This window comes from Micromonospora sp. U56 (assembly GCF_018070095.1).
GTDB lineage: Bacteria > Actinomycetota > Actinomycetes > Mycobacteriales > Micromonosporaceae > Micromonospora > Micromonospora purpureochromogenes.
In genome coordinates this window covers 1-26,816 of record NZ_JAGPYL010000065.1, presented here as the reverse complement: position 1 = coordinate 26,816, position 26,816 = coordinate 1, and the positions used below count along the sequence as shown (strand labels likewise).

Sequence of the window (26,816 nt, the reverse complement as noted above, 5' to 3'; positions counted from 1 at the left end):
TAGCGTGACGTCCGGCACGCCCCGATACGAGTCGAGGGCCCCGCAAACTGCGGAGCCCTCGTCGATCTGGTGGGGAAGGGGGGAGTTGAACCCCCACGTCCTTTCGGACACACGGACCTGAACCGTGCGCGTCTGCCATTCCGCCACTTCCCCGTGGCTTGACCCCGAACACTGTAGCTGGTGCCGATCCCGCTGTCGCCAGCGGGCCTACGTGTCCTGCGTCATCGCCTCGACTGGTTACGCTCCGTGGAGCGGTCACCGCCTCGGCGGACGAAACATTAGCACGCCCGGAGGGCCCCTTCCGAACGGCCCGGCACGCGCTCGCCGAGCGGCGCGCGAGCCGCATGCGCGCCGTCCGGATACCATCATGTCCTCGGGACCCGAGGAGGAGCCGGTGAGCGTGCTGCAACGCTTCGAGAAGCGTCTGGAAGGCCTGGTCGAGGGGGCCTTCGCCAAGGTCTTCAAAGGGGTGGTCCACCCCGTGGAGATCCTCAACGCCATGCAGCGGGAGGCCGAGGCGCACAAGGCCATCCTGGCTGGTGGGCGCACGTTGGTGCCCAACCGCTACGTGATCGATCTCTCGCCGTACGACCACAGTCGGCTGGCGCCGTACGCCGCCGCGCTGGCCCAGGAACTGGCCCAGTCGCAGGCGGAGTTCATCGGCGAGCAGGCGTGGACGGTCTACGGCGACGTGATCGTCGAGATCGAGCGCGGCGAGGGACTGGACACCGGCATGTTCCGGGTCACCGCCGAGGTCTACACCGGTGGCGAGGTCGCCCCGGTCTCCGCGCCCGGTGGCTACGACGCCGGCCCGCCGGCGTACCCCGCCTACGACCAGGGCGGCGGCTACGGCCCGCCGCCGGGACAAGGCGCCGGCGCCCGCAACGTCCGGCTGGTCTCCGGTGACGGCCGCACCTACCCGCTCCAGATGGGGTCGACGGTGATCGGTCGCGGCGACCAGGCCAACCTGCGCCTGCCGGACGTCGGGATCTCCCGGCGACACGCCCGGCTGGACTTCGACGGCGGGCAGGTCGTGCTGACCGACCTCGGGTCGACCAACGGCACGATGGTCAACGGCCAGCGCGTCTCCGCGGTCGCCCTCAACCCCGGCGACATGATCCAGCTCGGCACGACCACCCTGACCTTCCGCGTGGACGGCTGACGCGCCTTGCCGGAGCTCGTCATCACCGTCGCCCGGTTCGGGTTCCTCATCCTGCTGTGGATCTTCGTGTTCACGGTGGTCGGCGTGATCCGCCGCGACCTCTTCGCAGGAGCCCGGTCGGGCCGGCTGGTGGCCGCGCCACGCGCGGTGGGCGCCTCCACCGGCCAGGCGGCGAAGCCGGCGAAGGTGAAGCGGGGCAGGGCCGCGCACCAGCTGGTGGTCACCGCCGGCCAGCTCGCCGGCACCCGGATCACCCTCGGCGAAGCCCAGATCACCATCGGACGGGCCGAGGACTCCACCCTCGTCATCACCGACGACTACGCCTCAGCGCGGCACGCCCGGCTCGTGCCGCGCGACGGGCAGTGGTTCGTCGAGGACCTCGGCTCGACTAACGGCACCTACCTGGATCGCGCTAAGGTCTCCGGACCAACCCCCGTCCCCCTCGGCGTGCCGATCCGGATCGGCCGCACTTCTCTCGAATTACGGCCATGACTCTGACCCTGCGCTATGCGGCCCACAGCGACCGCGGTCTGATCCGAGACGGAAACCAAGACTCCGTCTACGCCGGGCCGCGGCTCCTCGCCGTCGCCGACGGCATGGGCGGCATGGCCGCCGGTGACGTCGCCAGCAACATCGTCATCGGTGCCATGGCGCCGCTCGACGAGGACGTCCCAGGGGACGCCCTCGTCGACGCGCTGCGCTCGGCCGTGGGCACCGCCAACCAGCAGCTCCGCGACACCGTGGACGCCAATCCGCAGCTGGAGGGGATGGGCACCACGCTCACCGCGACCCTCTTCTCCGGCAGCAAGCTCGGAATGGTCCACATCGGTGACTCGCGGGCCTATCTCCTGCGCAACGGTGAGTTCGCGCAGATCACCAAGGACGACACCTACGTCCAGATGCTCGTGGACGAGGGCCGGATCAGCGCGGAGGAGGCGAGCAGCCACCCCCAGCGCTCGCTGCTCACCCGCGCCCTGGACGGTCGCGACATCGACCCGGAGTACAGCGTCCGCCAGGTGCTGCCCGGTGACCGCTACCTGATCTGCAGCGACGGGCTCTCCGGCGTGGTCAGCGCGGACACCATCGCCGACACCATGCGGGAGTACACCGACCCGCAGCAGTGCGTCGAGCGGCTGGTGCAGCTCGCGTTGCGTGGCGGCGGCCCGGACAACATCACCGTGATCATCGCGGACGCCACCGACCAGGACATCGTCGAGGCGAGCCCGATCGTCGGCGGTGCCGCGTCCCGGGACCGGGGCATGGCCACCTCGGCCGACGTCTCCACCCCGGCCGCCCGCGCCTCGGCGCTCTCCGCGCCGCGTCCCCCGGTGCCGGAGGACCCGGCCGCCAACCGGGACGACGAGCCGGACCGCCCCCGCCGCCGGCCGCTGCGTACCGTGGCGATGCTGGTGGCGCTGCTGGTGATCCTGGGCGGCGGTCTCTTCGCCGGCTGGAGCTACACGCAGCGGCAGTACTACGTCGGGGCGACCGAGCAGGGGCAGCTCGCGGTCTTCCGTGGCGTCCCCGGCCAGGTCGCCGGGCTCGACCTGTCCAGCGTGCACTCGACCAGCCAGGCCAAGCTGGACGATCTCACCCTCGCCGCGCAGGAGCAGGTCAAGCAGGGCATCCAGGCCAAGAGCGAGCCCGACGCGGTCCGCCGGCTGGCCGAGCTGACCGTCGACGACCCGACCAACCCCAACCTCAAGCCGGTCTGCCCGCCGAGCCCGACGGTGGCGGCGAGCGCCTCCCCGGTCGCGCCGACCGGCAGCCCGGCCCCGCCCACCCCGACCGCCAGCCGCCCTCCGGCCGGCACCGTCACCCCCGCGCCGACCACCACGCCCGACGCCCCGGCCTCCGACCCGGTACCGCCGGTCGTGGATCCGGCGGGCTGCCGGTCGACCGAGTGAATGTCGGCTGAGAGCCCGAGGATCGATCCGTGACCGCAGCCGCCACACCGGCAGTCTCGCCCGCCACAACGGGCGAGCAGCCCGGCGTGCGCCTGGCCCGGTCCCGGCGCAACGCGGAACTCTCTCTGCTGCTGCTGGCCCTGGTGCTGGTGGCGGCGTACGCGGCGATCGTCGAGGCGAACATGCTCGACACGGTCACCCCGGACTTCTGGATGCCGGCGGCGGCGCTGGGCGTGGTCTTCCTCGGCATGCACCTGGTCATCCGGTGGCTGGCGCCCTTCGCCGATCCGGCCCTGCTGCCGGCGGTCGCCCTGCTCAACGGGATCGGGGTCGGCTTCCTGCGCCGGCTCGACCTGAGCAAGGCGGCGCCGGTAGAGCGGGAGACGCTGGCCGTCTTCGCCGGCATCGGCGGTCGGCAGCTCGCCTGGACGCTCGCCGCGGTGGTCCTCGCCGCCGGGCTGCTCGCCCTGATGCGCGACCACCGCTCGGTCTCCCGGTACGCGTACACCCTGGGTCTGGCCGGCATCGTGCTGGTGATGATCCCGGCGGTGCTGCCCGGCCGGTTCTCCGAGATCAACGGTGCCAAGCTTTGGATCCGGGTCGGCGGCTTCTCCATCCAGCCCGGTGAGTTCGCGAAGCTGGCCCTGCTGGTCTTCTTCGCCTACTACCTGGTCCGCAAGCGCGAGGTGCTCTCGCTGGCCAGCCGCCGGATCCTCGGCATCGACTTCCCCCGTGGCCGGGACCTCGGCCCGGTGGTCGTGGTGTGGCTGATCAGCCTCCTGGTCCTGGTCTTCGAGAAGGACCTCGGCACCTCGCTGCTGTACTTCGGCATGTTCGTGGTGACGCTCTACATCGCCACCGAACGGGTCAGCTGGCTGCTGATCGGTCTGGTCCTCTTCTTCGGCGGCGCCTACCTCGCATACGTCCTGGGTGGCACCGTCGGCGGGCCGTTCGCCAACTTCTACACCCGGGCGGAGATCTGGCTGGACCCGTTCGCGGAGCCGTACGACCGGGGTTACCAGCTGGTGCAGGGCCTGCTCGGCCTGGGCAGCGGCGGCCTCTTCGGCACCGGCCCGGGTGCCGGCGAGCCGCTGGAGATCCCCGAGGTGCAGAACGACTTCATCTTCGCCGGCATCGGTGAGGAGATCGGCCTGTTCGGGCTCACCGCGTTGCTGGTGACCTACCTGCTGATCGTCGAGCGGGGGCTGCGGGCCGGGCTCGCCGTCCGGGACTCGTTCGGCAAGCTGGTGGCCGGCGGTCTCGCCTTCACCCTCGGGCTCCAGGTCTTCGTGATCGTCGGTGGGATCAGCAAGCTCATCCCGCTGACCGGTCAGACCACGCCGTTCCTCTCCGCCGGTGGTTCCTCGCTAATGGCCAACTGGCTGCTCATCGCGGTGCTGCTGCGGATCTCCGACGCGGCCCGCCGCCCGGTGACCCAGGGCTCCGGCCCGGCGGCCCGGCCCGCCGGCGGCCCGCCGGAGCAGCTGCACGGTGCTCCCACGGAGGTGATCCGGCCGTGAACGCACCCCTGCGCCGCGTCGGCGTCGTCGTCATGATCTTGTTCGGCCTGCTCTTCGCGAACCTCAACTGGATTCAGTTCCACAAGGCAGACGAATACCGCACCAGCGACTACAACGGCCGGGTCCAGGTGGCCCTGTACGAGCGCCCGCGCGGCAACATCGAGGCCGGCGGCACCGCCTTCGCCACCAGCAAGGCGACCAGCGGCAAGCTGAAGTACCTGCGCACCTACCCCGGCGGGGCGAAGTACGCGCACGTGCTCGGCTACAGGCCGGTCAACCTGGCCGAGACCGGCATCGAGCGGGTCGAGAACGACTTCTTGGCCGGTACCAGCGACGCGCTGATCGCCAACCGGATCAAGGACATGTTCACCGGCGACGAGACCGGTGGCGGCAACGTGCTGCTCACCCTCTCCAAGCGCGCCCAGGACACCGCGTACGAGCAGCTGCGCAACAACAACAACGGGGTGAAGAAGGGCGCGGCGATCGCCATCGATCCGCGTACCGGGGCGGTGCAGGCGCTCGTCTCGATGCCCAGCTTCGACCCGAACCCGCTGGCCGGCCACGACACGAACCAGGCCTCCGCCGCGTACAACCGGCTGGAGCAGGACCCGGACGGTCCGCTGAAGAACCGGGCGCTCTCCGAGACGCTGCCCCCCGGCTCCACCTTCAAGATCGTCGTCGCCGCCGCAGCGCTGGAGAACGGGGTCGGCAAGAACACCCAGATCCCGGCCGGGTCCAGCTGGACCCCGCCCACCTCGGGCTCCCCGATCCGCAACGCCCACCCGTCGATCTGCCCCGAGCCACAGGTCAGCCTCATCGAGGCGGTCCGGGAGTCGTGCAACACCGGCTTCGCCCAGCTCGGCGTGAAGCTCGGCGCGGACACCGTCAAGGAGAAGGCCCGCCAGTTCGGCTTCGAGCAGGACGACCTCACCGTCGGCCAGCTCGGCGAGGACGGCCTCACCGTCGCGCCGAGCCGGACCGGCGCGATGGAGGCCCCCGGCGGCGGCACCGACCCGGCCGCGCTGGCCCAGTCCTCCATCGGGCAGCGCGACGTCAAGATGACCCCGTTGCAGGGCGCGCTGATCGCCGGCACGGTCGCCAACGGCGGCAGCCAAATGCGGCCGTACCTGGTCAAGCAACTGCTCGCGCCGGACCGCACCACCAGCTACTACACCGCCAAGGCCCGGGAGCTGCGCCAGCCGGTCAACGGCACGGTCGCCGCCGACCTGCGGGAGATGATGGTCGCCGTGGTCGAGGACGGCACCGGCAACAAGGCGCAGATCGACGGCTACACGGTCGGCGGCAAGACCGGAACCGCCCAGTCCGGTCCGCAGACGCCCGACCACGGCTGGTTCATCGGGTTCGCCCTCGACAAGAACGGCACCCCGGTCTCCGCGGTCTGCGTGGTGCTGGAGGAGGCCGGCAGCGGGGGCAGCGCCGAGGCGGCCCGGATCGCCGGCCGGATCATGCAGGCGGCCATCGCCGACTCCAGGGGCCGCTGACATGCTGCACCCCGGCGTCCAGCTCGGCAACCGCTACCGCCTCGACGAGCGGATCGCCAGCGGTGGCATGGGCGACGTCTGGCGCGGCACCGACCAGGTGCTGGGCCGTACGGTGGCGGTGAAGAGCCTGCTCCCGGCGCTGCTGGACGATCCCGGTTTCGCCGAGCGGTTCCGGGGCGAGGCGCGCACCATGGCCACCATCAACCACCCGGGCGTGGTCGACGTCTACGACTTCGGCAGCGACCAGCAGATCGCCTTCCTGATCATGGAGTACGTCGAGGGCGACGCGCTGTCGGCGACGCTGAGCCGGGTCGGCCGGCTCACCCCGGCCCGGACGATGGCGCTGGTCGCCCAGGCGGCCGACGCGCTGCACGCCGCCCACGAGAAGGGCATCGTGCACCGGGACGTGAAGCCGGGCAACCTGCTGGTGCGGCCGAACGGGACGCTGGTGCTGACCGACTTCGGCATCGCCCGCTCCGACCTGGTCGGCCAGCTCACGGCCGCCGGCTCGGTGCTCGGCACCGCCTCGTACATCTCCCCGGAGCAGGCCACCGGCGCGGTCGCCACCCCCGCCTCCGACGTGTACGCGCTCGGCGTGGTGGCGTACCAGTGCCTCGCCGGCCGGCGTCCGTTCGACGGGGACAACCCGCTCGAGATCGCGATGAAGCACGTCCAGGAGACCCCCCGGCCGCTGCCCGGCGACATCCCGCCGCAGGTCCGGGCGATCGTGGAGCGCGCCCTGGCGAAGGAGCCCGCAGCCCGCTGGTCCAGCGCCGCCGCGCTGGCCTCGGTGGCCCGGCAGGCGAAGCTCGCGCTGTCCCAGCAGGCCCGCGCCGGTGGGCACGCCGGCCCGGTCTCGGGGGCGCCCGCCTCCCCGGCCGCCCCGGTGGCCCGCGCCCAGGTGCCGGCCGCTGGACAGCAGCACCGGCCGCCCGCGCTGGCCCAGCAGCACCGCCCGCCGGCCGCCGGACAGGCCCGCCCGCCGGTCGCCGCGCGGCAGCCGCAGCCGCCCGCCGCGGCGCAGCGCCCGCCGGCCCCGACCGGGCCGCAGTCCCGGCCGCCGGTCGCGCAGTCCGCGCCGCCGCGCGGGGTCGTGTCATCGGCCCCCACCCGGTCGGACCGCCCCGTCGGGTACGCCCGGCAGCCGGTCCCGGCTGCTGTTCCGCCGCGTCGTTCCAGGTCAGGGATGGTGACCGTGGCCATCCTGCTGGCCGTACTGGTTTTGGTCTGCTCCGGCGTGATTTCCTACAGGGCGCGGCAGGGCGCGCTGACCGGTGACCCCGGCGCATCCGGCCCGCTGAGCGTGACGTCCGGCGCGGTGAGCGCGTACGGGCGCGACGATCTGGCCCAGAAGCCGTACCGTCGGGTGGAACGGCTTCGACCGGGTGGCGGCGAGAAGACGACGAGCGAAGGACGACGAACGCGATGACAGCGCAGGCCCGCCTGCTCGGTGGCAGGTATCAGGTCGGCGAGCTGCTCGGCTACGGCGGCATGGCGGAGGTTCACCGTGGTCGTGACCTCCGGCTGGGCCGGGACGTCGCGATCAAGATGCTCCGCACCGACCTGGCCCGGGACGCCACCTTCCAGATGCGGTTCCGTCGGGAGGCGCAGAACGCCGCCTCGCTGAACCACCCGGCGATCGTCGCCGTCTACGACACGGGCGAGGAGACCGCGCCGACCGGCGAGACGCTCCCGTTCATCGTGATGGAGTTCGTCAACGGCCGCACGCTGAAGGAGGTCCTCGGCGTCGAGGGCCGGCTCCAGCCGCGCCGGGCGCTGGAGATCTGCGCCGACATGTGCGCGGCGCTGGAGTTCAGCCACCGGCACGGGATCATCCACCGGGACATCAAGCCGGGCAACGTGATGCTCACCCAGACCGGCCAGGTCAAGGTGATGGACTTCGGCATCGCCCGGGCGCTGGCCAGCGGCGCGACCACGATGACCCAGACCAGCGCGGTCATCGGCACCGCGCAGTACCTCTCCCCGGAGCAGGCGCGCGGCGAGTCCGTGGACGCCCGCTCGGACGTCTACGCCGCCGGCTGCGTGCTCTTCGAGCTGGTCTGCGGGCACCCGCCGTTCGTCGGGGACAGCCCGGTGAGCGTGGCCTACCAGCACGTACGGGAGGCCCCGCCGACGCCGAGCGACATCAACCCGGACGTCAACCCGGCGGTCGACGCGATCGTGCTCAAGGCGCTGTCGAAGAACCCGCTCAACCGCTACCAGAGTGCCGGCGAGATGCGGGCCGACCTGCTCCGGGCCGCCGCCGGCCGGCCGGTGCTGGCCACCCCGGTCATGCCGCAGGACGAGACGGCGCACCTCGCCCCGGCCGCCGGCGGGTACCCGACGCAGGTCGTCGGTGGGCAGACCCGGCAGCAGGCCCCGGCGCGGGTCGGCGACCCGGGTCGGCGCAAGAGTTCGGCCTGGGTGATCGCCGCGTTCGCCGCGGTCGGCGTGCTGGCGGTGATCGCCCTGGTGGCGGCGCTGCAGCTCAACAACGGTGGCCCGGAGAAGGTCCAGGTGCCGAACCTGGCGGGCAAGGACCAGGCCACCGCCTTCACCGAGATCCGCAACGCGGGCCTGGTGCCGGGGCTGGGTGACGAGTTCTTCAGCCCCACCTGCAAGAAGGGCACGGTCGCCGAGCAGACGCCGTCCGCCGGCAGCAGCCTGGAGGAGAACCGCCAGGTCACCGTCAGAATCTGCGGCGGTCCGGCCACCACGACGGTCCCGGCCGGTCTGGTGGGTGGCACCTACGAGAGCGTCAAGGCGACTTTGGAGGCCAAGGGCTTCACCGTCGTACAGGAGACGGTGGACAGCCCTCGCGAGAAGAACGACGTGATCAAGGTGAACCCGCCGTCTGGTTCTAAGGTCGCCGAGGGCGCCACGATCACGGTTACCGTTTCGAAGGGCAACGTGGGCGACGTGCCGCGGGTCATCGGCCTCACCGAGGAAGAGGCCCGGGCCGAGCTGAAGAACGCCGGCTACGAGGTGCGGGTGCGCGACGGCGACGAGGTGCCGGCGGCGGAGGCCGGCAAGGTAACCGGCCAGAACCCGGGTCCGGGAACCGACCTGCCCAAGGGCAGGACGGTCACCATCGAGGTGTCGATCCCCGAACCCACCCAGGAGCCCACCCCGCCCACCGCGACTCCGAGCAGCCCGACCCCGACCACCGGCACCGGTGGCGGCCTGTTCCCCCCGCCCCCGGACGGTGCCCCCGCCCGGTGAGCTGGACGCAGCACTGAGGAAGGCCCGGTCCCCCGCAGAGGACCGGGCCTTCCTGCTGTCGGTGGTGGTGCTCAGGTGTTGGCGAAGGCGGCCCGCCGCCGCGCGTCCACCTCGGCCGCCAGCTCCGGAGCGCGGTCCAGCGCCTCCGGGTGGCCGCAGGCGGCCAGCCAGTTCGCCAGCATCAGGTGACCGCCCTCGGTCAGCACCGACTCCGGGTGGAACTGGACCCCCTCGATCGGCAGCGTCCGGTGGCGCATCGCCATCACGACGCCGGACCCGGTCCAGCCGGTGACCTCCAGCTCGTCCGGCAGCGTCTCGGGGAGCACGGCGAGCGAGTGGTAGCGGGTGGCGGTGAACGGGTCCGGCAGCCCGGCCAGCACGCCGACCGAGTGGTGGCGTACCTCCGAGGTCTTGCCGTGCAGCAGCTCGGGGGCCCGGGTCACGGTGGCGCCGAATGCCTCACCGATGGCCTGGTGGCCGAGGCAGACGCCGAAGATGGGCAGCTTGCCGGCGTACTCCTTGATCACGTCGAGGCAGATGCCGGCGCGGTCCGGGCTGCCCGGGCCGGGCGAGAGCAGCACCCCGGCCGCGTCGAGCCGGCCGACCTCGGCGACGTCGATCTCGTCGTTGCGGCGGACCTCGCAGTCGACGCCGAGCTGGCCGAGGTACTGCACCAGGTTGAAGACGAACGAGTCGTAGTTGTCGATGACCAGGACACGCATGGGCTCACTCGTCCGGGGAGGGGGGCGGGGTGTTGTTCTGGTCGGTGTCGTACGGCAGTTCGTGCTCGTCGCCGGACGGGGCGTCCTGCTCGACGCCGGGCTCGGCGGGGTCGCCCGGCACGCCGGTGTCCTGGGTGACCTGCACGTCGTCGAAGGGGGTCACCAGGGGTTCGGCCCAGGGGAAGACGACGTACCAGAGCAGGGCCACGGTCGCGGCGGCGAGCAGCAGCGAACCGGTGATCTTGCCGGCCAGGCCGAAGGGCAGCTTGCGCCAGATCCAGGAGTACATCGTCGTCAGCCTCCCAGCGCCGCCGGGCGGCCCTTGGACTTGGGAATGCTGGCCGCACCGTCCAGCTCCGCGTGGATGATCAGGCGCTGGTAGTTGTCGAACTTCGGGTTGCAGGTGGTCAGGGTGAGCAGCTTCTTCGGCTTCTCTCCCGGCCCCAGCCTGATCGGCGCCGGCGCGACGACCTCCACCTGGTCGGGGCGGACGATCCGACTCTTGATCACCTTGTAGACGTACCAGTCGGTCTTGGTCTCGACGACGATCGCGTCGCCGTCGTCGAGCTCGTCCAGCCGCCAGAAGGTGGCCCGGTTGCGGTGCCCGGCGACGGAGAAGTTGCCCACCTGGCCGGGCATCGCGCTCTTCGGGTAGTGGCCCGGGGCGTACCGGATGTCCTTCTGCGTGACGCCCTCCACCACGACCCAGTTCTTGTCGAGCTTGGGGATGTAGAGGCCGGCGATCGGCCTGCCCTCCACCGGGGGCTTGGGCTTGGCCGTCGGACCGGCGGACGGCGCGACGGTGGGGTCGCCGCTCGGGCCCCACTCCTGCGCCAGTTGGCTGCTCAGGTCGCCCTGGTGGGCGTCGACGATGGCCGACTTGCCCCAGATCTCGTACCCGGCGAAGAGCAGCACCACCAGACCGAAGGTGATCAGCACCTCGCCGGTGACCCGGACGCCGCGGCGCAACCGGGACGCCAGGGACGGCCGGGTCAGCTCCGAGTAGACGCTCTTGTAGCCCTCGTCGGTCTGGTGCGGGCGGAGCTGGACCACCCGCTCGCCGCGCCGGGGCTGCGGCGGCTCGGCGGGTTTGTCCTCGGCCGGGCCGTCGCGCTCGGGTACGGGGGGCACCGCGCCCATCAGTGCCGTCGAGTCCAGCGCCGGCTGGGCGGGAGCGGGCCGTCCGGTCACCGCCGGGATGATCGCGGTGGCCGCCGGGTCCGCGAACCGGTCCGGTGCGCCACCGGCCCGGTAGGCGCCGGTCGATCCGCTGTCCGGGCCGCCGCCGGTACCCCAGGCGTCCGTTCGACCGCCGGAAGCGGCCACGCTCGCCGGTCCACCCTCCGCAGCGGCCGCGCGGGGCCGGTCACCCTCCGGCGCGACCGTGCGGGGCAGGCCGCCTTCCGGGGCGACCGTGCGGGGCAGGCCACTTTCGGGAGCGGCCGCGCGGGGCAGGCCACCCTCGGGAGCGGCCGCGCGGGGCCGGCCGGGTCCGCCTGGGCCGGCCTCCGGCGCGGGTACGCCGGGACGGGCCCCGCCCGACGGGTACGGGTGCCCCGGGCCGGCGAGGTCGTCGGCGGCGGGCTGCCGGGTACGGCGGGCCTCGGGCGGGCTCGCCGGACGGTCCGTGGGACGGGCGGCGACGATGGGAAGGAAGGCGGTCGGCGCCTCGGTGGCGGGCTGCGGCCGTACCCCGGATCGGGGCTGCTGGTCGGCGGCGGCCGCCGGGGCGGGCGCGGTCGGGCGCTCCGACGGCGCGGGCGACCGGTGGATCGCCGGCGCGGCCGGCGGCACGGCGGCCGGGGCCGACGGTGGGTGAGCGGCGGGAGCGGCCGGGCGGACCGAGGCGTTGCCGGGCCACGCGGGCGGCGCGGGGCGGGTCGGGCCGTCGGTCGGGCGGGCCGGCGCCGCGCCACCGGAGAACGGGTGGGCGGCCGGACGGTCGGGTGTCGGGTCGACGGGCGGCCGGGCGTGCCCCGGGTCGGCGGTCGCGCGGTCGGTCGGCGAGTCGGCGGGGGCCGATCGGGGGGCCGGGCCGGGCGGGGTCGGAGGCCGGTTCGCGGACGACCGCGGCGGCAGCACCGGGTCGGGCCAGCTGTTGCGGCGGGCCGGCGGGGTCGAGCCCTCGACCGTGGGGATGACCGCGGTCTCCTCGTCACTCCGGTCGCGGTGGCGCGGGTCCCTGCCGTCGGGACTCATCGGGGCACCGTCGCCGATCGCAGAGCGGTGGAGTCCTCGAAGGCCGGCACGGTCACGGAGGAGACGGTCTCCTTGTAGCCCAGCTGGTAGTGCTCGACCGCCTGCTTGAACAACCCGACTCCCTCAGAGCCGGCGAGGGCCTGCTGGAGGGCAGCGGGATCGCCGATTGCTACGATCTTGAACGGTGGGGAGTACACCCGGCCGTGCAGCAGCAGGGTGTTACCCACGCAGCGTACCGCGCTGGTGGACAGCACGCGGACGTTCATGATTGACATGGCCTCCGCGCCGCCAGCCCAGAGCGCGTTCACCACCGCCTGCACATCGCCCTGGTGGACGACCAGGTCGTCGTTGGTCGCGTCCTTGGGCAGGGTCTGCTCGTTGCGGCGGGGCGCGTCGTTCAGCTCGACCGTCACCCCCGGCCCGGACAGCGCGGTGAACCCAGCGGCCTCCAGGCTGCGCCCGGCCCGGTCGCGCTGCTCCTTCACGGGGCCGTCGGTGTCGGCCAGCGCGGCGGTCTGGCTCTCGACCTCGGCGCGCAGCCGGGCGGCCCGCAGCTCGCTGGCCGCCACCTGCTCGCGCCGGTCCTCGATCAACTGGGTCAGCTGGGGCCGCCGGTCCTCCCGCAGGGCGGTGCCGCCGGCGGTGGTGGCGGTGGTGGTGAAGAGCAGCCCGGCCGCGGCGGCGATCAGCGGCACCCCGATCGACCAGCCCGGTCGCCGCTGCCGCGGACGCCGTGGCAGGAGCGCGGCGACCGCGCGCCGCATGGCCTTCTGCCAGGACGCCGCGCCGGATGTGTACTCCACCGAGCGTTCCCTCCGCCTCGTCTGGTTGGTGCCCGCCACGACGCCGACGGGCACGGGTGCGCCGGGGCGTTTCCCTCTTTCCGGTCACTCCGCGCACCGGCCTGACCCCATTCGTGGCTTGGACGGGCCGTCCGGACTACGCTAGCTGTCGAACATTATTGGCCATGGACCGTCGCCCCCGCGCCCGGTTGTCAGGCCGGACGAGGTCGTCACCCCCTCTGGAGAGCGTCGTGCCCAAGTCTCAGGTCCGCAAGAAGAAGGTGTACACCCCGCCGACGGACGTGCGTCCGACGAGCACGGCGGCGACGCGCAAGCCTAGCCCGGTGTGGCTGCCGGCGACCGCGGTCGCGCTGATCGTCGGCGGCATCGGCTGGCTGGTGGTCTACTACCTCTCCGAGCAGGAGTACCCGGTCGCCACCTGGGGCTACTGGAACCTGGCGGTCGGCTTCGGCGCGATGGTCTCCTCGCTGATCCTGCTCTCCCGCTGGCGCTGACCCGGCCCTCTGTCGAGGCGGTGCCACGTCACCTTCGCGGAACCCTGTCCGGCGCTCCGGCGCCGGGCACCCTATGGTGTGCGCAGGGCGGCGTGGCCGGGTGCGAGAAGACTCACGTTACTGCTGGGTAACCTTGCGCGTAGGCTGCACTGCATGACCGAGCGGAGCGAGGTCATCGACCGGCCCGGTCGATCAGGTGGCAGCGGCGCGACGCCGGTGACGCCCTGACACCGGCCACCCGGTCGCCGAGCCGCTCGACAGGCAGCAGACCGGGAGGCCAACTCGATGGGCAGCGTCCAGATCGTCACCACGATCCTCGCGGCCGCCATCACCGCCGTGGCGGTGTGGCTTGCGGTGCGCGCGGTCATGAAGATGACGGCCGTCATCCGGCTCGGGCAACCCGCCCCGGAGCGGTTCACCGACAAGGGCGCCCGCACCAGGACCATGCTGGTGGAGACCGTCGGCCACACCCGCATGCTCAAGTGGAGCGTGGTGGGTGCCGCGCACTGGTTCGTGATGGTCGGCTTCATCGTGCTGTCGCTGCTGGTGCTCGAGGCGTACTTCGAGGTGGTCACCCCGACCGGCGGGCTGCCGATCATCGGGCACTGGATGGTCTTCGGCCTGGCCACCGAGGTCATCGGCGTGCTGGGCCTGGTCGGCATCCTGGTGCTGATGGCGATCCGGCTGCGCAACCGGCCCACCCGGCCGGGCGGTCGCTCCCGGTTCACCGGCTCGACGATGTGGCAGGGCTACTTCGTCGAGTGGATCGTGCTGCTGGTCCTGATCTTCGGGTTCGTGATCCGGGGCTTCAAGGTCGCCACCGACCACTTCGAGTACCCGGTCTGGGTCACCCCGGTCAGCCACGCGGTCGGAGCGGTGCTGCCTGACTGGCAGGACGGAGCCAGCGTCGCCGCGCTCATCAAGATCGCTATCTCGATGACCTGGCTGATCGTGATCTCGCTGAACGTGACCATGGGTGTCGCCTGGCACCGCTTCCTGGCGTTCCCCAACATCTTCTTCAAGCGTGAGCCGGCCAAGCCCGCCGGCTCCGGCCTCGGGGCCCTGCGGCCGATGATGAGCGAGGGCAAGCCGCTCGACTTCGAGGAGGCCGACCCGGAGAAGGACCAGTTCGGCGTCGCCCAGGTCGAGCAGTTCACCTGGAAGGGTCTGCTGGACTTCAGCACCTGCACCGAGTGCGGCCGCTGCCAGTCGCAGTGCCCGGCCTGGAACACCGGCAAGCCGCTGTCGCCGAAGCTGCTGGTCCTGAGCCTGCGTGACCACGCGTACGCCAAGGCGCCGTACCTGCTGGCCGGCGGCGGCAAGGACCTCACCGGCGAGGAGAAGGCCACCGCCGCGCAGCTCGCCCACATGGACGTGCTCGCCCTGGCCGAGGCCGACAAGCCGCTGATCGGCACCGCCGAGGAGGGCGGGGTCATCGACCCCGACGTGCTCTGGTCGTGCACCACCTGCGGCGCCTGCGTCGAGCAGTGCCCGGTCGACATCGAGCACGTCGACCACATCGTCGACATGCGCCGCTACCAGGTGCTGATCGAGTCGAGCTTCCCGTCCGAGGCCGGCGTCATGCTCCGCAACCTGGAGAACAAGGGCAACCCATGGGGCGCCCCGCAGAACACCCGCGAGGACTGGACCAAGGGCCTCGACTTCGAGGTGCCGCGGGTCGGCGAGGTGGACGACTTCGAGTACCTGTTCTGGGTCGGCTGCGCCGGCGCGTTCGAGGACCGGGCCAAGAAGACCACCCGCGCGGTCGCCACGCTGCTCAACGAGGCCGGCGTCAAGTTCGCCATCCTCGGCGAGGGCGAGACCTGCTCGGGCGACCCGGCCCGCCGGATCGGCAACGAGTTCGTCTTCCAGATGCTCGCCCAGCAGAACGTCGAGACCCTGAACGAGGCGTTCGAGGGTCGGGAGAAGGCCAAGCGCAAGATCGTGGCCACCTGCCCGCACTGCTTCAACACCCTGGGCAACGAGTACGGCCAGCTCGGCGGCGAGTTCGAGGTCGTGCACCACACCCAGCTCCTGGCGCACCTGGTCTCGACCGGCAAGCTGACCCCGGTGCAGCCGGTGGACGGCGGGGTCACCTACCACGACCCCTGCTACCTGGGCCGGCACAACCGGGTCTTCGCCGCGCCGCGTGAGGTGCTGGGCGACGCGATCGCCGGCGAGCTCACCGAGATGCCCCGCAACAGCGAGCGCTCCTTCTGCTGCGGCGCCGGCGGCGCCCGGATGTGGATGGAGGAGAAGATCGGCAAGCGGATCAACGTGGACCGGGTCGAGGAGGCCATGGCCACCGGCGCGCGGACGGTCGCCGTCGGCTGCCCGTTCTGCTCGACGATGCTCAACGACGGGGTCAACGGTAAGGGCGCCGGCGAGCAGGTCGAGGTCGTCGACGTGGCCAGCGTGCTGCTCCGCTCGGTCAAGCCCGAACAGACGCAGGGCGACAAGGAGACCGAGCCGGTCGCCGGCTGAGGCGTACCCCCGGATCACCGGACACCCGACGGCGGTGGCACCCGCCAGGTGCCACCGCCGTCGTCGTGCTCAAGAGACACGGGCCACCAGGGCCGCCTCGGGTGAAGTCGTGCGCCGCGAGCGGCCGTGGAACAATCGCGCTCATCGACGGCCTGTTGCTCGGCACGCTGTTGCCCCTGGTCGGCTTCGTCCTGCTGACCGCCGGCAACGCGTTCTTCGTCGCGGCCGAATTCGCTCTGGTCACCGTCGACCGGGCGGAGATCGACCGGCGCGCCGACGCCGGGGACGCCGCGGCGGCCACGGTACGCCGGGCGCTGCGCGGGTTGTCCTTCCAGCTCTCCGGTGCGCAGCTCGGCATCACGCTCACCGCGCTGCTCACCGGCTATCTCGCCGAGCCGGCGCTGGCCCGGCTCTTCGCCCCGGTGCTGGGGCCGGTGGGCGGGGCGGAACGGTTCGGCCCGCTGCTCGCCCTGGCGCTGGCCACCCTGCTCTCGATGCTCTTCGGCGAGCTGGTGCCGAAGAACCTCGCGCTGGCCCGGCCGATGCCCGCCGCCCTGGCCACCGCCGGCCCGATGCACCGCTTCTCCCGGACCTTCGGCTGGCTGATCCGGGCCCTGAACGGGTCGGCGAACCGGCTCGTCCGGGCGCTGGGCGTGGAGCCGCAGGAGGAGCTGGCCAGCGCCCGCTCCCCCGAGGAGCTGGGGCTGCTGGCGGCCATCTCGGCCCGGGCCGGTGCGCTGCCGCCGGACATCGCCATGCTGCTGCGCCGCACCATCCGCTTCGGCGACAAGCGCGCCGCCGAGGCGATGACCCCCCGGGTCGACGTGGTCGCGCTGCGGGCCACCGCCACCGTGGCCGAGCTGCTGGAGGCGTCCCGGCAGACCGGACGGACCCGCTTCCCGGTGTACGAGGAGACCCTCGACCTGGTCACCGGCGTAGCCGGCGTACCGGACGCGCTCGGGGTGCCGCTGGCCCGCCGCGACTCCACCACCGTCGCGGCGGTGGCCCGCGAACCGGTGTACGTGCCGGAGAGCCTGGACCTCGACGGCGTGCTGGCCGCGCTGAAGGACGCCGGCGCCGACCTGGCCATCGTGGTCGACGAGTACGGCGGCACCGACGGCGTGGTCACCATCGAGGACCTGGTCGAGGAGCTGGTCGGCGAGATCGCCGACGAGTTCGACCCGGACGCGGTGGACGACGCCGGCGCGGCCGAGCTGACCGTGCCGGGCGGCGAACGGACCGTCCTGCTCGACGGGGTGCTCCGCGAGGACGAGCTGGCCGAACAGACCGGCTTCCGGCTGCCCGAGGGCCCGTACGAGACGCTGGCCGGGTTCCTGATGGCGCGGCTGGGCCACATCCCGGTGCCCGGCGAGACGGTCGAGGATTCCGGGTACGAGTTCACCGTGGTCGAGGTGGAGCGGCACCGGATCGAGCAGGTCCGCATCGTGCGCCCGGAGGAGCCGGCCGGCGATGACTGAGCTGCTGGTCGCCCTGGCGTTGCTGCTCGGCAACGCGTTCTTCGTGGGCAGCGAGTTCGCGCTGATCGCGTCCCGCCGTACCGTGGTGGAGCCGCTCGCGGCGACCTCCCGGCGGGCCCGCTGGGCGCTGTCGGCGATGAACCAGATCCCGCTGATGATCGCCGGGGCGCAGCTCGGCATCACGGTCTGCTCGCTGGGGCTCGGGGCGATCGCCGAGCCCGCCCTGGCCCACCTGATCGAACCGGCGTTCCACGCGCTGGGGCTGCCGAACTCGGCGGTCCACCCGCTGTCGTTCCTGATCGCCCTCGCGGTGGTGGTCTTCCTGCACACCGTGGTCGGCGAGATGGTGCCGAAGAACATCACCCTGGCCGGGCCGGAGCCGTCCGCGCTCTGGCTCGGGCCGGCCATGCTGGCGTTTTGCGTGGCGACCAAGCCGCTGCTGGTCGCGATGAAGTGGGCGGCCCGTCAGGTGCTGTGGCTGTGGCGGGTGGAGGCGACCGAGGCGGTGAAGACGGTGTTCACCGCCGAGGAACTCGCCGGGCTGGTGTCGCAGGCGCGCACCGAGGGTCTGCTGGACGCGGAGGAGCACGCCCGGATCACCGGGGCGCTGGCCCTGCACCGGCGGACCGCCGCGGACGCCCTGCAACCCTGGTCGACGGTGACCACGGTGGCCGAGGACGTCTCACCGGCGTCGCTGGAGGTGCTGGCCACCCGGACGGGCCGGTCCCGCTTCCCGGTGGTGCAGCGGTCGACCCGCCGGGTGCTCGGTTTCGTACACGTCAAGGACGTCCTGGGGTACGCCGGGGCGTCCCGCCGAGCCCCGGTGCCCGCCGACGTCTACCGACCGCTGGCGGTGGTGCCGCCGGACCGTACGCTGGCCGACCTGCTGCTGGCGATGCGGCGCGAGCGGCGGCACATGGTGCTGGTGAGCGACGGTCGTCGGCCCCTCGGCGTGGTGACATTGGACGATGTATTGACCGCTGTCGTTGGAAAATGAGCGAACACCCTTTGTGTGCAAGTGGTTGCGCAGGCGTGATGCTGTAATGACCCACCTTGAATTCGTACGGACGCTTCCCTAATGTGGGGCACCGACCGCTGTGGGTCGTCTGCCTCCGTCTTCCCCTCAGCGAGGCGCCCGGCGGTCGGTCGCTAAGGAGTCGGTGCCGGTGGCAACCATGCCCCCTCATCGTCACGCCCAGGTTTGCCCGCCCGCCGGCACCGCCGGTCTGCGGCGGGTCGCCCGCCGCCTGCTCACCCTGGTCGCCGCCGTGGTCGTCGGCGCCGGGATGTTCGCCGTGCCGGCGCACGCCGCGCCGACGCCCGAGGAGATCGAGGCGGCGATCGACAAGCAGTGGGAGCAGCTTGAGCCGACCATCGAGCAGTACAACAAGGTCCGGGCCCAACTGAAGGTCAACCGGAAGAAGTCGGCCGAGCTGGGGAAGAAGATCCAGCCGCTGGCCCTGCAGAGCGAGCTGGCGATGAACCGGGTGGGCGACCTGGCCTCCCGCTACTACATGACCGGGCCCTCGCAGGAGATCGGCGCGCTGCTGGTCAGCAACAAGCCCGGCACGCTCGCCGAGCAGCTGACCATGCTGGACCGTCTCGCCGCCCACCAGCGCAAGGAGTTGGAGGGCGTCCTCGCCGTCCGGCGCAAGTACGACGACCAGAAGCGCAAGCTCGACGAGCTGATCGCCGCCGAGGTCAAGCAGGAAAAGGATCTGGCGGCCAAGAAGACGCAGATCAACGCGGAGATCAAGCGGCTGCAGGCGGCCATGCCGAAGACCACCGTGAAGGTGGCCGGCTGCCCGACCATCAACGGTGTGGTGAGCGCCAAGGCGCAGACCGCCATCCGGGTGGCCTGCCAGCAGGTCGGTGACCCGTACGTGTGGGGGGCCGACGGGCCCGATTCCTTCGACTGCTCGGGTCTCACCCAGTACGCCTACAAGGCCGCCGGCATCTACCTGACCCACCACACCGGCGCCCAGTGGAACGAGGGCAAGGCGATCCCGCGCTCCGAGGCACGCCCCGGTGACCTGGTCTTCTTCTTCAGCGACCTGCACCATATGGGCCTCTACCTGGGCAACGACATCATGGTCCACGCTCCCCGGACCGGGAAGCCGGTCCAGGTCACCAGCATCAACTACATGCCGGTCGCCGGTTTCCGACGACCGTACTGACCCGAGCCCGCCGCGAACCCCCGGTCGACTGACCGGGGGTTCCGCGTATCCGGGACCCGGCACGGCGTGGCGGGTTGCGGATCGATAACGGTCGTCTCTACTCTGGTCCTTCGTCGGCCGCGACAGGTCCGTCCAACCCGGGTGGCAGTGGCCGGCACCGCCGAGTCGCCTGCGGGCGAGCCGGGGAACCAGGTAAGCCGGGGTGAATCCGCAGCCACTGCGGTAGGGCGCTCCCTTCCCGCCCGAACCCGTCAGCTAACCCGGTAGGCGGTCGCGGAAGAAGGAGCCCGGAGCCCGGTGGCACACCATGCCCCGCGGCCACCGTCGTACCGGTCGACCCAGGTCGCCCGGCTGACGGTTGCGCCGCGCCCACGCTGGTCCCGCTTCACCACCCTCCTCGCCGCCCTCGCCGGTGCCGCCGTCGTAATGACCGGCGCTGCCACGGCGGCCCACGCCGAACCCTCGGTCGCCGAGATCGAGCGGCAGATCGACCAGGACTGGAACAGGCTCGAACCGATCATCGAGCAGCACAACGCCACCCGACAGGACCTGGCCGCCAAGCGCCGGCAGGCCGACGCGCTGGCCAAGCGCATCGAGCCGCTGCAACTCCAGGTCGACCTCGCGATGAACCAGGTCACCGGCCTCGCCGCCGAGGCGTACAAGGGGGAGAACGTCTCCGCCGTCAACGCCCTGCTCGGCAGCAGGTCCCCCGCCGAACTGGTCGACCAGCTCGAAATGCTCGACCGGTTCGCCCAGCGCCAGCAGCGCGACGTGCGGGTCGTCAAGGAGCTGCGGGACAAGCTGGCCGCGGAGAAGGCACCGCTGGACGAGATGGTCGCCCAGCTGACCCGTACCGAGGCCCAGCTGGCTGCGAAGAAGAAGCAGATCAACGCCGAGATCGACCGGCTGCAGAAGCTGCGGCTCAAGGTGTACGGCAACGGTGGCGGAGGCTCGCTGCGCCCGGCCCCGTGCCCGGCCGGCTACCCCGGCGGCCCGGCCGGGACGGCGGTGAAGTTCGCCTGCGCCCAGATCGGCAAGCCGTACGTCTGGGGCGCCGAGGGCCCCAACTCGTACGACTGCTCCGGGCTGATGCTCGCGGCGTGGGCGAAGGCCGGTGTCTCGCTGCCGCACAACGCCCGCCAGCAGCGCCAGGTGACCGCCCGGGTCAGCCGGGCCGACCTGCGCGCCGGCGATCTGGTCTTCTACTACGCCGACCTGCACCACGTCGGGATGTACGTCGGCGGCGGCTGGGTGGTGCACGCCTCCCAGGCAGGGGTGCCGGTCAAGATGAAGCGGGTCGACGACGGGCCGGTCAACAGCTACGGCCGGCCGGGCTGAGCGCGTGCCGGGCTCCCGGGGTGCCGGGGGCCCGGTTCGGCGTCAGCGGGTGGGCCAGGTGCGCCAGTTCTGCCAGGAGCGGCTCGGGGTCGGCCCGCGCTGGCCCTGGTAGCGCGACCCGTAGACGGCGGAGCCGTACGGGTGCTCGGCCGGGGACGAGAGCCGGAAGATGCAGAGCTGGCCGATCTTCATCCCGGGCCAGAGCGTGATCGGCAGGTTCGCCACGTTCGACAGCTCCAGCGTCACGTGACCGGAGAAGCCCGGGTCGATGAAGCCGGCGGTCGAATGGGTGAGCAGGCCGAGCCGGCCCAGGCTGCTCTTGCCCTCCAGGCGCCCGGCGAGCTGGTCGCCTAGCGAGATGACCTCCAGCGTGGAGGCGAGCACGAACTCGCCGGGGTGCAGCACGAACGGCTCGCCCTCGGGCACCTCGACCATCGAGGTGAGCTCGTCCTGCTGGATCGCCGGGTCGATGTGCGTGTACAGGTGGTTGTTGAAGACCCGGAAGAGCTTGTCGAGCCGCACGTCGATGCTGGACGGCTGCACCAGCGTGGGCTCGAAGGGCTCCAGCGCGAGCGTGCCCGCCTTGATCTCGGAGACCAGGTCGCGGTCGGAGAGCAGCATCGGCACACCATATCGAGCGGACCGGGTGACCTGCGTGTCGGACTACGCGTTCGTACACATGTTCGATAGGATGTCCGTATGGCTTCCTGGTCCGAATTCGCCGCTGACGAGCCCCGACTCGCCGACGGGATCCGCCTTCTCATGCAGCAGTACGGGCCGGGCTTCGGCTACCTGGCCACCGTCCGCGCCGACGGTGGGCCCCGGGTGCACCCGGTCTGCCCCGTGATCACCGACGAGGGTCTGTTCTGCTTCGTCGTCGACTCGCCCAAGCGGCGCGACCTCGAACGCGACGGGCGCTACGCGTTGCACTCGTTCCCGCCGGAGGAGACCGACGACGAGGCGTACGTCGCCGGTCGCGCGCAACCGGTCACCGATCCGGCCCGGGTCGCCCGGGTGGCCCGCCTCGGCCGGGCGGCGCCGCAGGTCGACTGGCGACTCTTCGAGTTCAGCGTCGACGTGGCGATGCTGACCCGTCGCGACCAGGGCGGGCTCGGCCAGCCCGGCGAGGGCCACGGGTCCTCCGCCGTCCAGGTCTGGCTCGATCCGGTCGCCGCCCGTCGCGGCGGCGACGCCGCCGGCGTACCCGATCGGCGGCCGGCCCGCCGCGGCCGCCACGGTTTCGACACCCGGCGCCCCGCCGCCTGACCGCCGAGACGCCGATGCCGGCTCCGTCGCTCCGACGGGGCCGGCATCGGCGTCTGCCAAGGTGTTACGCCGCGCGGTACGCGTTCCACGCGGTCAGCATGCGGCTCGCCTGACCAGGGGTGAACTGGTACATGCACGAGTCGTAGGTGTAGTCCATGAAGTTGGTGATCGGGTCCAGGCCGGCCGTGGTGCAGGTGTCCCGCCCGGTCGGGCACTGGAACGCCGGCGAGGCCTCGGCCGGGGTGTCGCTGACGCTGTCACCCGAGCCGGAGCATCCACCCTGGAAGGTGTGGTAGAGGTTCAGCCAGTGGCCGACCTCGTGGGTGCCGGTGTCGCCCTGGTTGTAGTTGGCGGCGGTGCCGCCCGGCAGCGACTCGCTCAGCACGACCACGCCGTCCATGCTGTTCAGCCGCCGCTGCGGGAAGGTCGCCCAGCCGAGCAGGTCGTCGCTCAGCTCGCCCAGGTAGACGTTGAGCGTGTTCTTGCCGCCCTCGCGCAGGGAGGTCTTCATCGACCGCTCCGCCGACGAGCCCTGCACGATCGGGTACCACGCCGGGTTGGTCACCCGGTTGATCTTCGTCAGCTGGAAGCCGAAGGCCGTGGCCGCGCCGCCGGTGGCCCCCGCGTAGGCCTGGTTCAGCACGCTGATCTGCGAGGTGATCATCGAGTCCGGGATGTTGCCGCCGGCGCGGGTGCTGTCGCGCTGGATCACGTGCACGACGACCGGGATGGTGACGCTGGCCAGCGGGGCGGCGGCCTGGGCGCCGGCCCGGAAGCTCGCCCGCTCGCGCAGCGCGGCGGCCAGGTCGGCCTCGCGCTCGCGGACCTGCTTGGCGGTCAGCTCGTTGGGTTCGTGCTTGGCGATCCCGCCCTTCTTGATCCGGGCGTCCGAGTGGACGTCGGCCGGCTCGGCGCAGACCTCGCTCGGGGCGGCGGAGAAGGCGGAAGCAGCGGGGACGACGCCCACCGCGGCGGTGCTGAGCAGCAGCGCGAGGGTCGTCGACGCGACACCGGCGGCACGCCGGGTCAGCAGGTTGGGACGGAGTCCCATGGGCCCACCTCTTTCTGGCGGCGTGACAGGGGGTATGTCACACCGTGGTCGAGAACGTGGGGGTGACGTTACAACCGATCGACAGATTTGAGAACGGCCATATGTTGCCGCTGTGAAACTTTTAGCTAACCGTGAATGCGTTGGGTCCAAGATCGATCACGGTGGCGGGGGGTGCCGGCGTGCCCGGGGTACCTGGGTGCACGGCGGTGGTCACCTCAGGTACAGTGGTGCCGCCTGCGGGTGTAGTTCAATGGCAGAACATCAGCTTCCCAAGCTGACAGTGCGGGTTCGATTCCCGTCACCCGCTCCAACGAGAGGCCCCAGCTCAGGACAGGTTTCCTGGCTGGGGCCTTGATCGTTGCTACCGCTTCTTGCGCTGGCCGTGCCCGCTATGTGCCCGATCCCTGCTCTGCTTGATTTGCGAGCTGAGCGCGTCAGCAATGTGCTCGTCACGCTCCCGGGCGGTGTGCTGATAGATCATCGCGGCCCGGGTCGAGGCGTGGCCCATCCGTGCCATGAGGTCGGCGAGGCTGGCCCCGGTCCGTGAGGCGAGGGTGTTGCCGGTGTGCCGCAAGTCGTGGAAGTGGAAACCTGGCAGGCCGGCCATAGCCACCGACTCGCGCCACTTGCAGGCGGTCTGGAAGTTGGAGCGGCGCAGGACGGCACCCTTCGCGCCGGTGAAGACGAGCGCGTCCTGCCCCTCGTCGACAAATGCGTCCAGGTGTGCGCGGATGTCACGGCGGATCGCCTCGGGAATAGTGACGGTCCGGATGCCGGCATCGGTCTTGGGCGGTCCAAAGGTGAGGCTTCCGTCTGAGCGCTCGACCAGGGTCGCGCGGACCGTGAGGGTCCGACAGCGGGGGTCGAAGTCGCGGCGGCGAAGGGCGGCCAGCTCTCCGTAGCGGAGGCTTGCGAAGGCAGCGAGAAGGATCAGGGCCCGAAACCGGCCGGGCACGATGTCGGCGAGCTGGAAGACCTGGGCCACGGTGGCAATAGGTCGCTCAGCCGGACGCTCAATGCCGGCAGCCTTGATCCGGCAGGGGTTACGCCGGATCAGCTCATCATCAACGGCGGTGTTCAACGCGGCGCGCAGCAGACGGTACGCCTTGGCAACCATCGTCGGGCTGACGCCTTCCGCCAGGAGGTCGGCTCGCCATGCGCGGACGATGCCGGGCGTGATGTCGCTCAGCGAGCGATCACGCAACGTCGGTTCGATGTACTTCCGGTGCAGCCACCGGTACAGATCGATAGTCCTCGGGCGCAGCCCGGGACGGTGATCGATCCACAGGGGGCTCGGAGCCTGATGCGTTCTACAAGGCCCTCATCGCCAAGACGTTCGGCACCGTCACCGCCGCGTTCTTCCCGCCGACTACGCCCCATGATGCGGAACTGATCGCGGGAACCGGCATGGAGACGGTAGAGATCCTTGCCCGCCTCCGTAGCTCCGACGTATCGAACGCCACGCTCGAAGCGCTACGGATAACCGCTGACCGGCTGTGCTGCGAGTACCCCTACATGGCACCGGAGCAGCTACGGGTGGAGGGCCGCGCGTGGCTGCGCCGGATCACGGCGCTGAGGGATCGCCGGCTAACCCTCGCTCAGCACCAGGAGGTGCTGACCCTGGCAGGCTGGGTCGCGTTGCTCGTTGGTTGCGTGGAGTACGACATGGGCCTCCGTCGCGTTGCCGAGGGCACGCGCAAGGCGGCGTTGACGCTTGGCGAGGAAGCCGGCAATGCCGCCATCTCAGGTTGGGCCTACGAGATGCGAGCCTGGTACGCGCTGACACAAGGCGACTATCGGGGCGTCATCGCGGCCGCTGAGGCAGGCGAGGCAGTTGCCGCCCATGACGGGGCGGCTGTGCAGTTGGCCGCGCAGCGTGCCAAAGCATGGGCGCGACTCGGCGACCGGCGGCAGGTAGAGACAGCGCTGGACAAGGGCCGCGCGTTGCTTGAGTCTCTGCCGTATCCCGAGGACACCGACCACCACTTCGTAGTCGACCCGGCGAAGTTCGACTTCTACGCCATGGACTGCTACCGCATCGCAGGCGAAGACCGCCTCGCAGAGATGTATGCCCGTGAGGTGATCCGTTCCTCCACCGACCCGGACGGGACCGACCGGAAGCCGATGCGCCAAGCGGAAGCCCGGATAACGCTGGGCGTGGCGGCAGCCAGAGCAGGCGACCTAGAGAGGGCAGTCTCCTACGGGCGACAGGCGCTAGACGGGGATCGCAAGTCCCTACCCTCACTGCTGATGGTCTCGAAGGAACTGGCGACCCTGCTGCGGGAGCGGTACCCGAAGGAGCCGGAGGCCACCTCGTACCTCGATGAGGTGCGATCCCTCAGCGCGAGCTGACCCCGTCGTCGTTTGCGCCTCCGCTTGCTCGGCTCGAACGACCGCCGACGCCTGGGCGTGGGCGACTTTCATGCCAGGACATGACCCGGCTCGGGCGCCACATGTGAGTGCGGCCCACCGTGGCATCTGGCTCTGGCATCTGACCCCGCTTCCGGTAGTTCGTCACCGTCGCGACCTTCACGCCGAGGTGCGCAGCTACGTCGGAGGTTGTCCACCACTCAGCAGTCGTGTCCGGGCCAGCTTCCACGGCTTCATTCTCGCACCACCGGCCGTCGACGGTTGCGACCGTCGACGGGCACTGGCTGGGAAACCCGTCCAAGGCATATGTTGCCTTCTATGGGACCAGGGGAGGCGCCAGTCCTGCCGGGCCACCGGGCGGCGGCAGGCAGACCGCTGGTGCGGTCGGCGCGCCATTGGCCGTGGGTGGTACTCGGACTCCTAGCCGTGCTGTGTACCGGGGTCGTAGCAGTGCCCGTGTCGTGGGCCGTCCTCCGGCAGGCGGAAGCAGAGCGAGGAGAGGCAACACCGGAGGCGGCCGTGAACGTCTATGTGCTCCAGATGAGCAGCGGAGAGCAATCGGCCTGTCGCGGGTGCTGGCCGGTCCGCGTCATGACGAACTGCTGCGGCAGTGGCGTGAGTACCGCGGCGAGATGGAGCGCGGCACTGTTCCGTCAAAGCTTGAAGTGGTCGGAGCGATCGACGTCGAGGACCAGGTCGACGACCGCGCGACGGTGACCGCCCAAGCCCATGCAGTCTGGTGGAACGAACAGGGCAACCTCAGCGGCACAGCTCACCCGTGGCGGTTCGAGACTCGGCGAGACGCCGGCGGCTGGCGGGTGTGGGCAGCCGACTTGCCATCGTGGTGCGGTGTGCACGTCCGGCCGCACACCTGCCATTAACCGCCATCGACCTATATACGCCCCCCAGCGGCTTTCCGTTCCTTGTATGCTGCGCCAGGCCGATGGAAGGGTGCCGGATGAACCGATGGACGGAAAAGGTTGATCTGCCGATTGGGACTGCCCCGGGTTTGGTTGACTCGCGGGGCTGAGTGGTTCAGGCCGCGTGTGCGGGCCTGTTGATTGTCTCAAACTCGATCGGGGTGAGCTTGCCGAGGCGTCGTTGCCGTCGGCGGCGGTGGT

Annotated in this window: 23 protein-coding genes, 2 tRNA genes and 1 riboswitch; of the genes, 17 read left to right on the top strand and 8 right to left on the bottom strand. The window is 71.4% G+C overall.

The features are described from left to right. Positions 1–67 precede the first annotated feature (67 nt). Positions 68–153 (bottom strand) — tRNA-Leu (locus tag KBX37_RS21060). A 214-nt stretch (positions 154–367) separates the two neighbouring features. Here KBX37_RS21060 and KBX37_RS21055 point away from each other — a divergent pair. From KBX37_RS21055 to pknB, 7 genes are read left to right on the top strand one after another with little or no spacing between them, the layout of a single operon-like run. Further along, on the top strand, positions 368–1,162 hold the full coding sequence (locus KBX37_RS21055; RefSeq protein ID WP_210777646.1) for a DUF3662 and FHA domain-containing protein: 795 nt from the start codon (positions 368–370) through the stop codon (positions 1,160–1,162). Positions 1,163–1,168: 6 nt separating this feature from the next. Next, on the top strand, positions 1,169–1,654 hold the full coding sequence (locus KBX37_RS21050; protein ID WP_210777645.1) for an FHA domain-containing protein: 486 nt from the start codon (positions 1,169–1,171) through the stop codon (positions 1,652–1,654). Beyond that, entirely contained in the window at positions 1,651–3,069 is a 1,419-nt protein-coding gene (locus tag KBX37_RS21045) for a PP2C family serine/threonine-protein phosphatase (RefSeq protein ID WP_210777644.1), read from the top strand. Before KBX37_RS21050 ends, KBX37_RS21045 begins: the two co-directional genes overlap by 4 nt. Positions 3,070–3,098: 29 nt before the next feature. Then, positions 3,099–4,589, top strand: a complete 1,491-nt coding sequence (locus tag KBX37_RS21040) for an FtsW/RodA/SpoVE family cell cycle protein (RefSeq protein ID WP_307849144.1) — start codon at positions 3,099–3,101, stop codon at positions 4,587–4,589. Then, entirely contained in the window at positions 4,586–6,091 is a 1,506-nt protein-coding gene (locus KBX37_RS21035) for a penicillin-binding protein 2 (RefSeq protein ID WP_210777643.1), read from the top strand. Before KBX37_RS21040 ends, KBX37_RS21035 begins: the two co-directional genes overlap by 4 nt. A 1-nt stretch (position 6,092) precedes the next feature. Continuing rightward, positions 6,093–7,520 carry a serine/threonine-protein kinase gene (locus KBX37_RS21030; RefSeq protein ID WP_210777642.1) on the top strand — a complete coding sequence of 476 codons (1,428 nt, stop codon included), beginning with the start codon at positions 6,093–6,095 and terminating at the stop codon, positions 7,518–7,520. After that, positions 7,517–9,313 carry a Stk1 family PASTA domain-containing Ser/Thr kinase gene (gene pknB / locus KBX37_RS21025; RefSeq protein ID WP_210777641.1) on the top strand — a complete coding sequence of 599 codons (1,797 nt, stop codon included), beginning with the start codon at positions 7,517–7,519 and terminating at the stop codon, positions 9,311–9,313. The genes KBX37_RS21030 and pknB overlap by 4 nt, the downstream gene beginning before the upstream one ends. A 71-nt stretch (positions 9,314–9,384) precedes the next feature. Here the strand turns inward: pknB and KBX37_RS21020 are convergent, their stop codons facing one another. From KBX37_RS21020 to KBX37_RS21005, 4 genes are read right to left on the bottom strand one after another with little or no spacing between them, the layout of a single operon-like run. Then, positions 9,385–10,035: an aminodeoxychorismate/anthranilate synthase component II gene (locus KBX37_RS21020; protein ID WP_210777640.1), complete on the bottom strand. Its 651-nt coding sequence runs from the start codon at positions 10,033–10,035 to the stop codon at positions 9,385–9,387. A gap of 4 nt (positions 10,036–10,039) precedes the next feature. Further along, a complete protein-coding gene (locus tag KBX37_RS21015) occupies positions 10,040–10,324 on the bottom strand; it encodes a hypothetical protein (protein WP_210777639.1) in 285 nt (94 codons plus the stop codon). A 5-nt stretch (positions 10,325–10,329) separates the two neighbouring features. Beyond that, positions 10,330–12,234 carry a class E sortase gene (locus tag KBX37_RS21010; protein WP_210777638.1) on the bottom strand — a complete coding sequence of 635 codons (1,905 nt, stop codon included), beginning with the start codon at positions 12,232–12,234 and terminating at the stop codon, positions 10,330–10,332. Then, on the bottom strand, positions 12,231–13,037 hold the full coding sequence (locus KBX37_RS21005) for a DUF881 domain-containing protein (protein ID WP_210777637.1): 807 nt from the start codon (positions 13,035–13,037) through the stop codon (positions 12,231–12,233). Before KBX37_RS21005 ends, KBX37_RS21010 begins: the two co-directional genes overlap by 4 nt. A gap of 230 nt (positions 13,038–13,267) precedes the next feature. Between KBX37_RS21005 and KBX37_RS21000 the strand changes: the two genes are divergently transcribed. The 6 genes from KBX37_RS21000 (at position 13,268) to KBX37_RS20975 (ending at position 21,008) form a co-directional block, all read left to right on the top strand. Further along, positions 13,268–13,531 (top strand): cell division protein CrgA, encoded by a 264-nt coding sequence (locus tag KBX37_RS21000; protein WP_154940860.1) that lies wholly within the window; start codon positions 13,268–13,270, stop codon positions 13,529–13,531. 285 nt (positions 13,532–13,816) lie between these two features. Further along, entirely contained in the window at positions 13,817–16,015 is a 2,199-nt protein-coding gene (locus KBX37_RS20995; protein ID WP_210777636.1) for a (Fe-S)-binding protein, read from the top strand. A gap of 170 nt (positions 16,016–16,185) precedes the next feature. Next, complete coding sequence (locus tag KBX37_RS20990) at positions 16,186–17,493, top strand: hemolysin family protein (protein WP_210777660.1); 1,308 nt, start codon at positions 16,186–16,188, stop codon at positions 17,491–17,493. Then, positions 17,486–18,490, top strand: a complete 1,005-nt coding sequence (locus tag KBX37_RS20985) for a hemolysin family protein (RefSeq protein ID WP_210777635.1) — start codon at positions 17,486–17,488, stop codon at positions 18,488–18,490. The genes KBX37_RS20990 and KBX37_RS20985 overlap by 8 nt, the downstream gene beginning before the upstream one ends. A gap of 163 nt (positions 18,491–18,653) precedes the next feature. Next, positions 18,654–19,670: an NlpC/P60 family protein gene (locus KBX37_RS20980; RefSeq protein WP_374103807.1), complete on the top strand. Its 1,017-nt coding sequence runs from the start codon at positions 18,654–18,656 to the stop codon at positions 19,668–19,670. 148 nt (positions 19,671–19,818) lie between these two features. Next, positions 19,819–19,955: riboswitch (cyclic di-AMP (ydaO/yuaA leader) on the top strand. 12 nt (positions 19,956–19,967) lie between these two features. Beyond that, positions 19,968–21,008 carry an NlpC/P60 family protein gene (locus tag KBX37_RS20975; protein WP_210777633.1) on the top strand — a complete coding sequence of 347 codons (1,041 nt, stop codon included), beginning with the start codon at positions 19,968–19,970 and terminating at the stop codon, positions 21,006–21,008. 42 nt (positions 21,009–21,050) lie between these two features. Here the strand turns inward: KBX37_RS20975 and dcd are convergent, their stop codons facing one another. Continuing rightward, the gene (gene dcd, locus KBX37_RS20970; RefSeq protein ID WP_154940849.1) at positions 21,051–21,629 is read right to left on the bottom strand and encodes a dCTP deaminase; all 579 of its coding nucleotides are present in this window, start codon (positions 21,627–21,629) and stop codon (positions 21,051–21,053) included. A gap of 78 nt (positions 21,630–21,707) precedes the next feature. Between dcd and KBX37_RS20965 the strand changes: the two genes are divergently transcribed. Beyond that, a complete protein-coding gene (locus KBX37_RS20965; protein ID WP_210777632.1) occupies positions 21,708–22,274 on the top strand; it encodes a pyridoxamine 5'-phosphate oxidase family protein in 567 nt (188 codons plus the stop codon). A 64-nt stretch (positions 22,275–22,338) separates the two neighbouring features. Here KBX37_RS20965 and KBX37_RS20960 read toward each other — a convergent pair whose 3' ends face one another. Beyond that, the gene (locus KBX37_RS20960; protein WP_210777631.1) at positions 22,339–23,325 is read right to left on the bottom strand and encodes a zinc metalloprotease; all 987 of its coding nucleotides are present in this window, start codon (positions 23,323–23,325) and stop codon (positions 22,339–22,341) included. A 236-nt stretch (positions 23,326–23,561) separates the two neighbouring features. On the opposite strand from KBX37_RS20960, the gene KBX37_RS20955 reads away from it, so the two are divergent. Further along, positions 23,562–23,635, top strand: a tRNA-Gly gene (locus KBX37_RS20955). A 51-nt stretch (positions 23,636–23,686) separates the two neighbouring features. Here the strand turns inward: KBX37_RS20955 and KBX37_RS20950 are convergent. Further along, positions 23,687–24,607 (bottom strand): tyrosine-type recombinase/integrase, encoded by a 921-nt coding sequence (locus KBX37_RS20950; protein ID WP_374103808.1) that lies wholly within the window; start codon positions 24,605–24,607, stop codon positions 23,687–23,689. Between the two features lie 125 nt (positions 24,608–24,732). Between KBX37_RS20950 and KBX37_RS34645 the strand changes: the two genes are divergently transcribed. Both KBX37_RS34645 and KBX37_RS20940 read left to right on the top strand, forming a co-directional pair. Continuing rightward, positions 24,733–25,677 (top strand): XRE family transcriptional regulator, encoded by a 945-nt coding sequence (locus KBX37_RS34645; RefSeq protein WP_247658595.1) that lies wholly within the window; start codon positions 24,733–24,735, stop codon positions 25,675–25,677. Positions 25,678–26,267: 590 nt separating this feature from the next. Beyond that, positions 26,268–26,576 (top strand): hypothetical protein, encoded by a 309-nt coding sequence (locus tag KBX37_RS20940; protein WP_210777630.1) that lies wholly within the window; start codon positions 26,268–26,270, stop codon positions 26,574–26,576. The last annotated feature ends 240 nt before the right edge of the window (positions 26,577–26,816 follow it).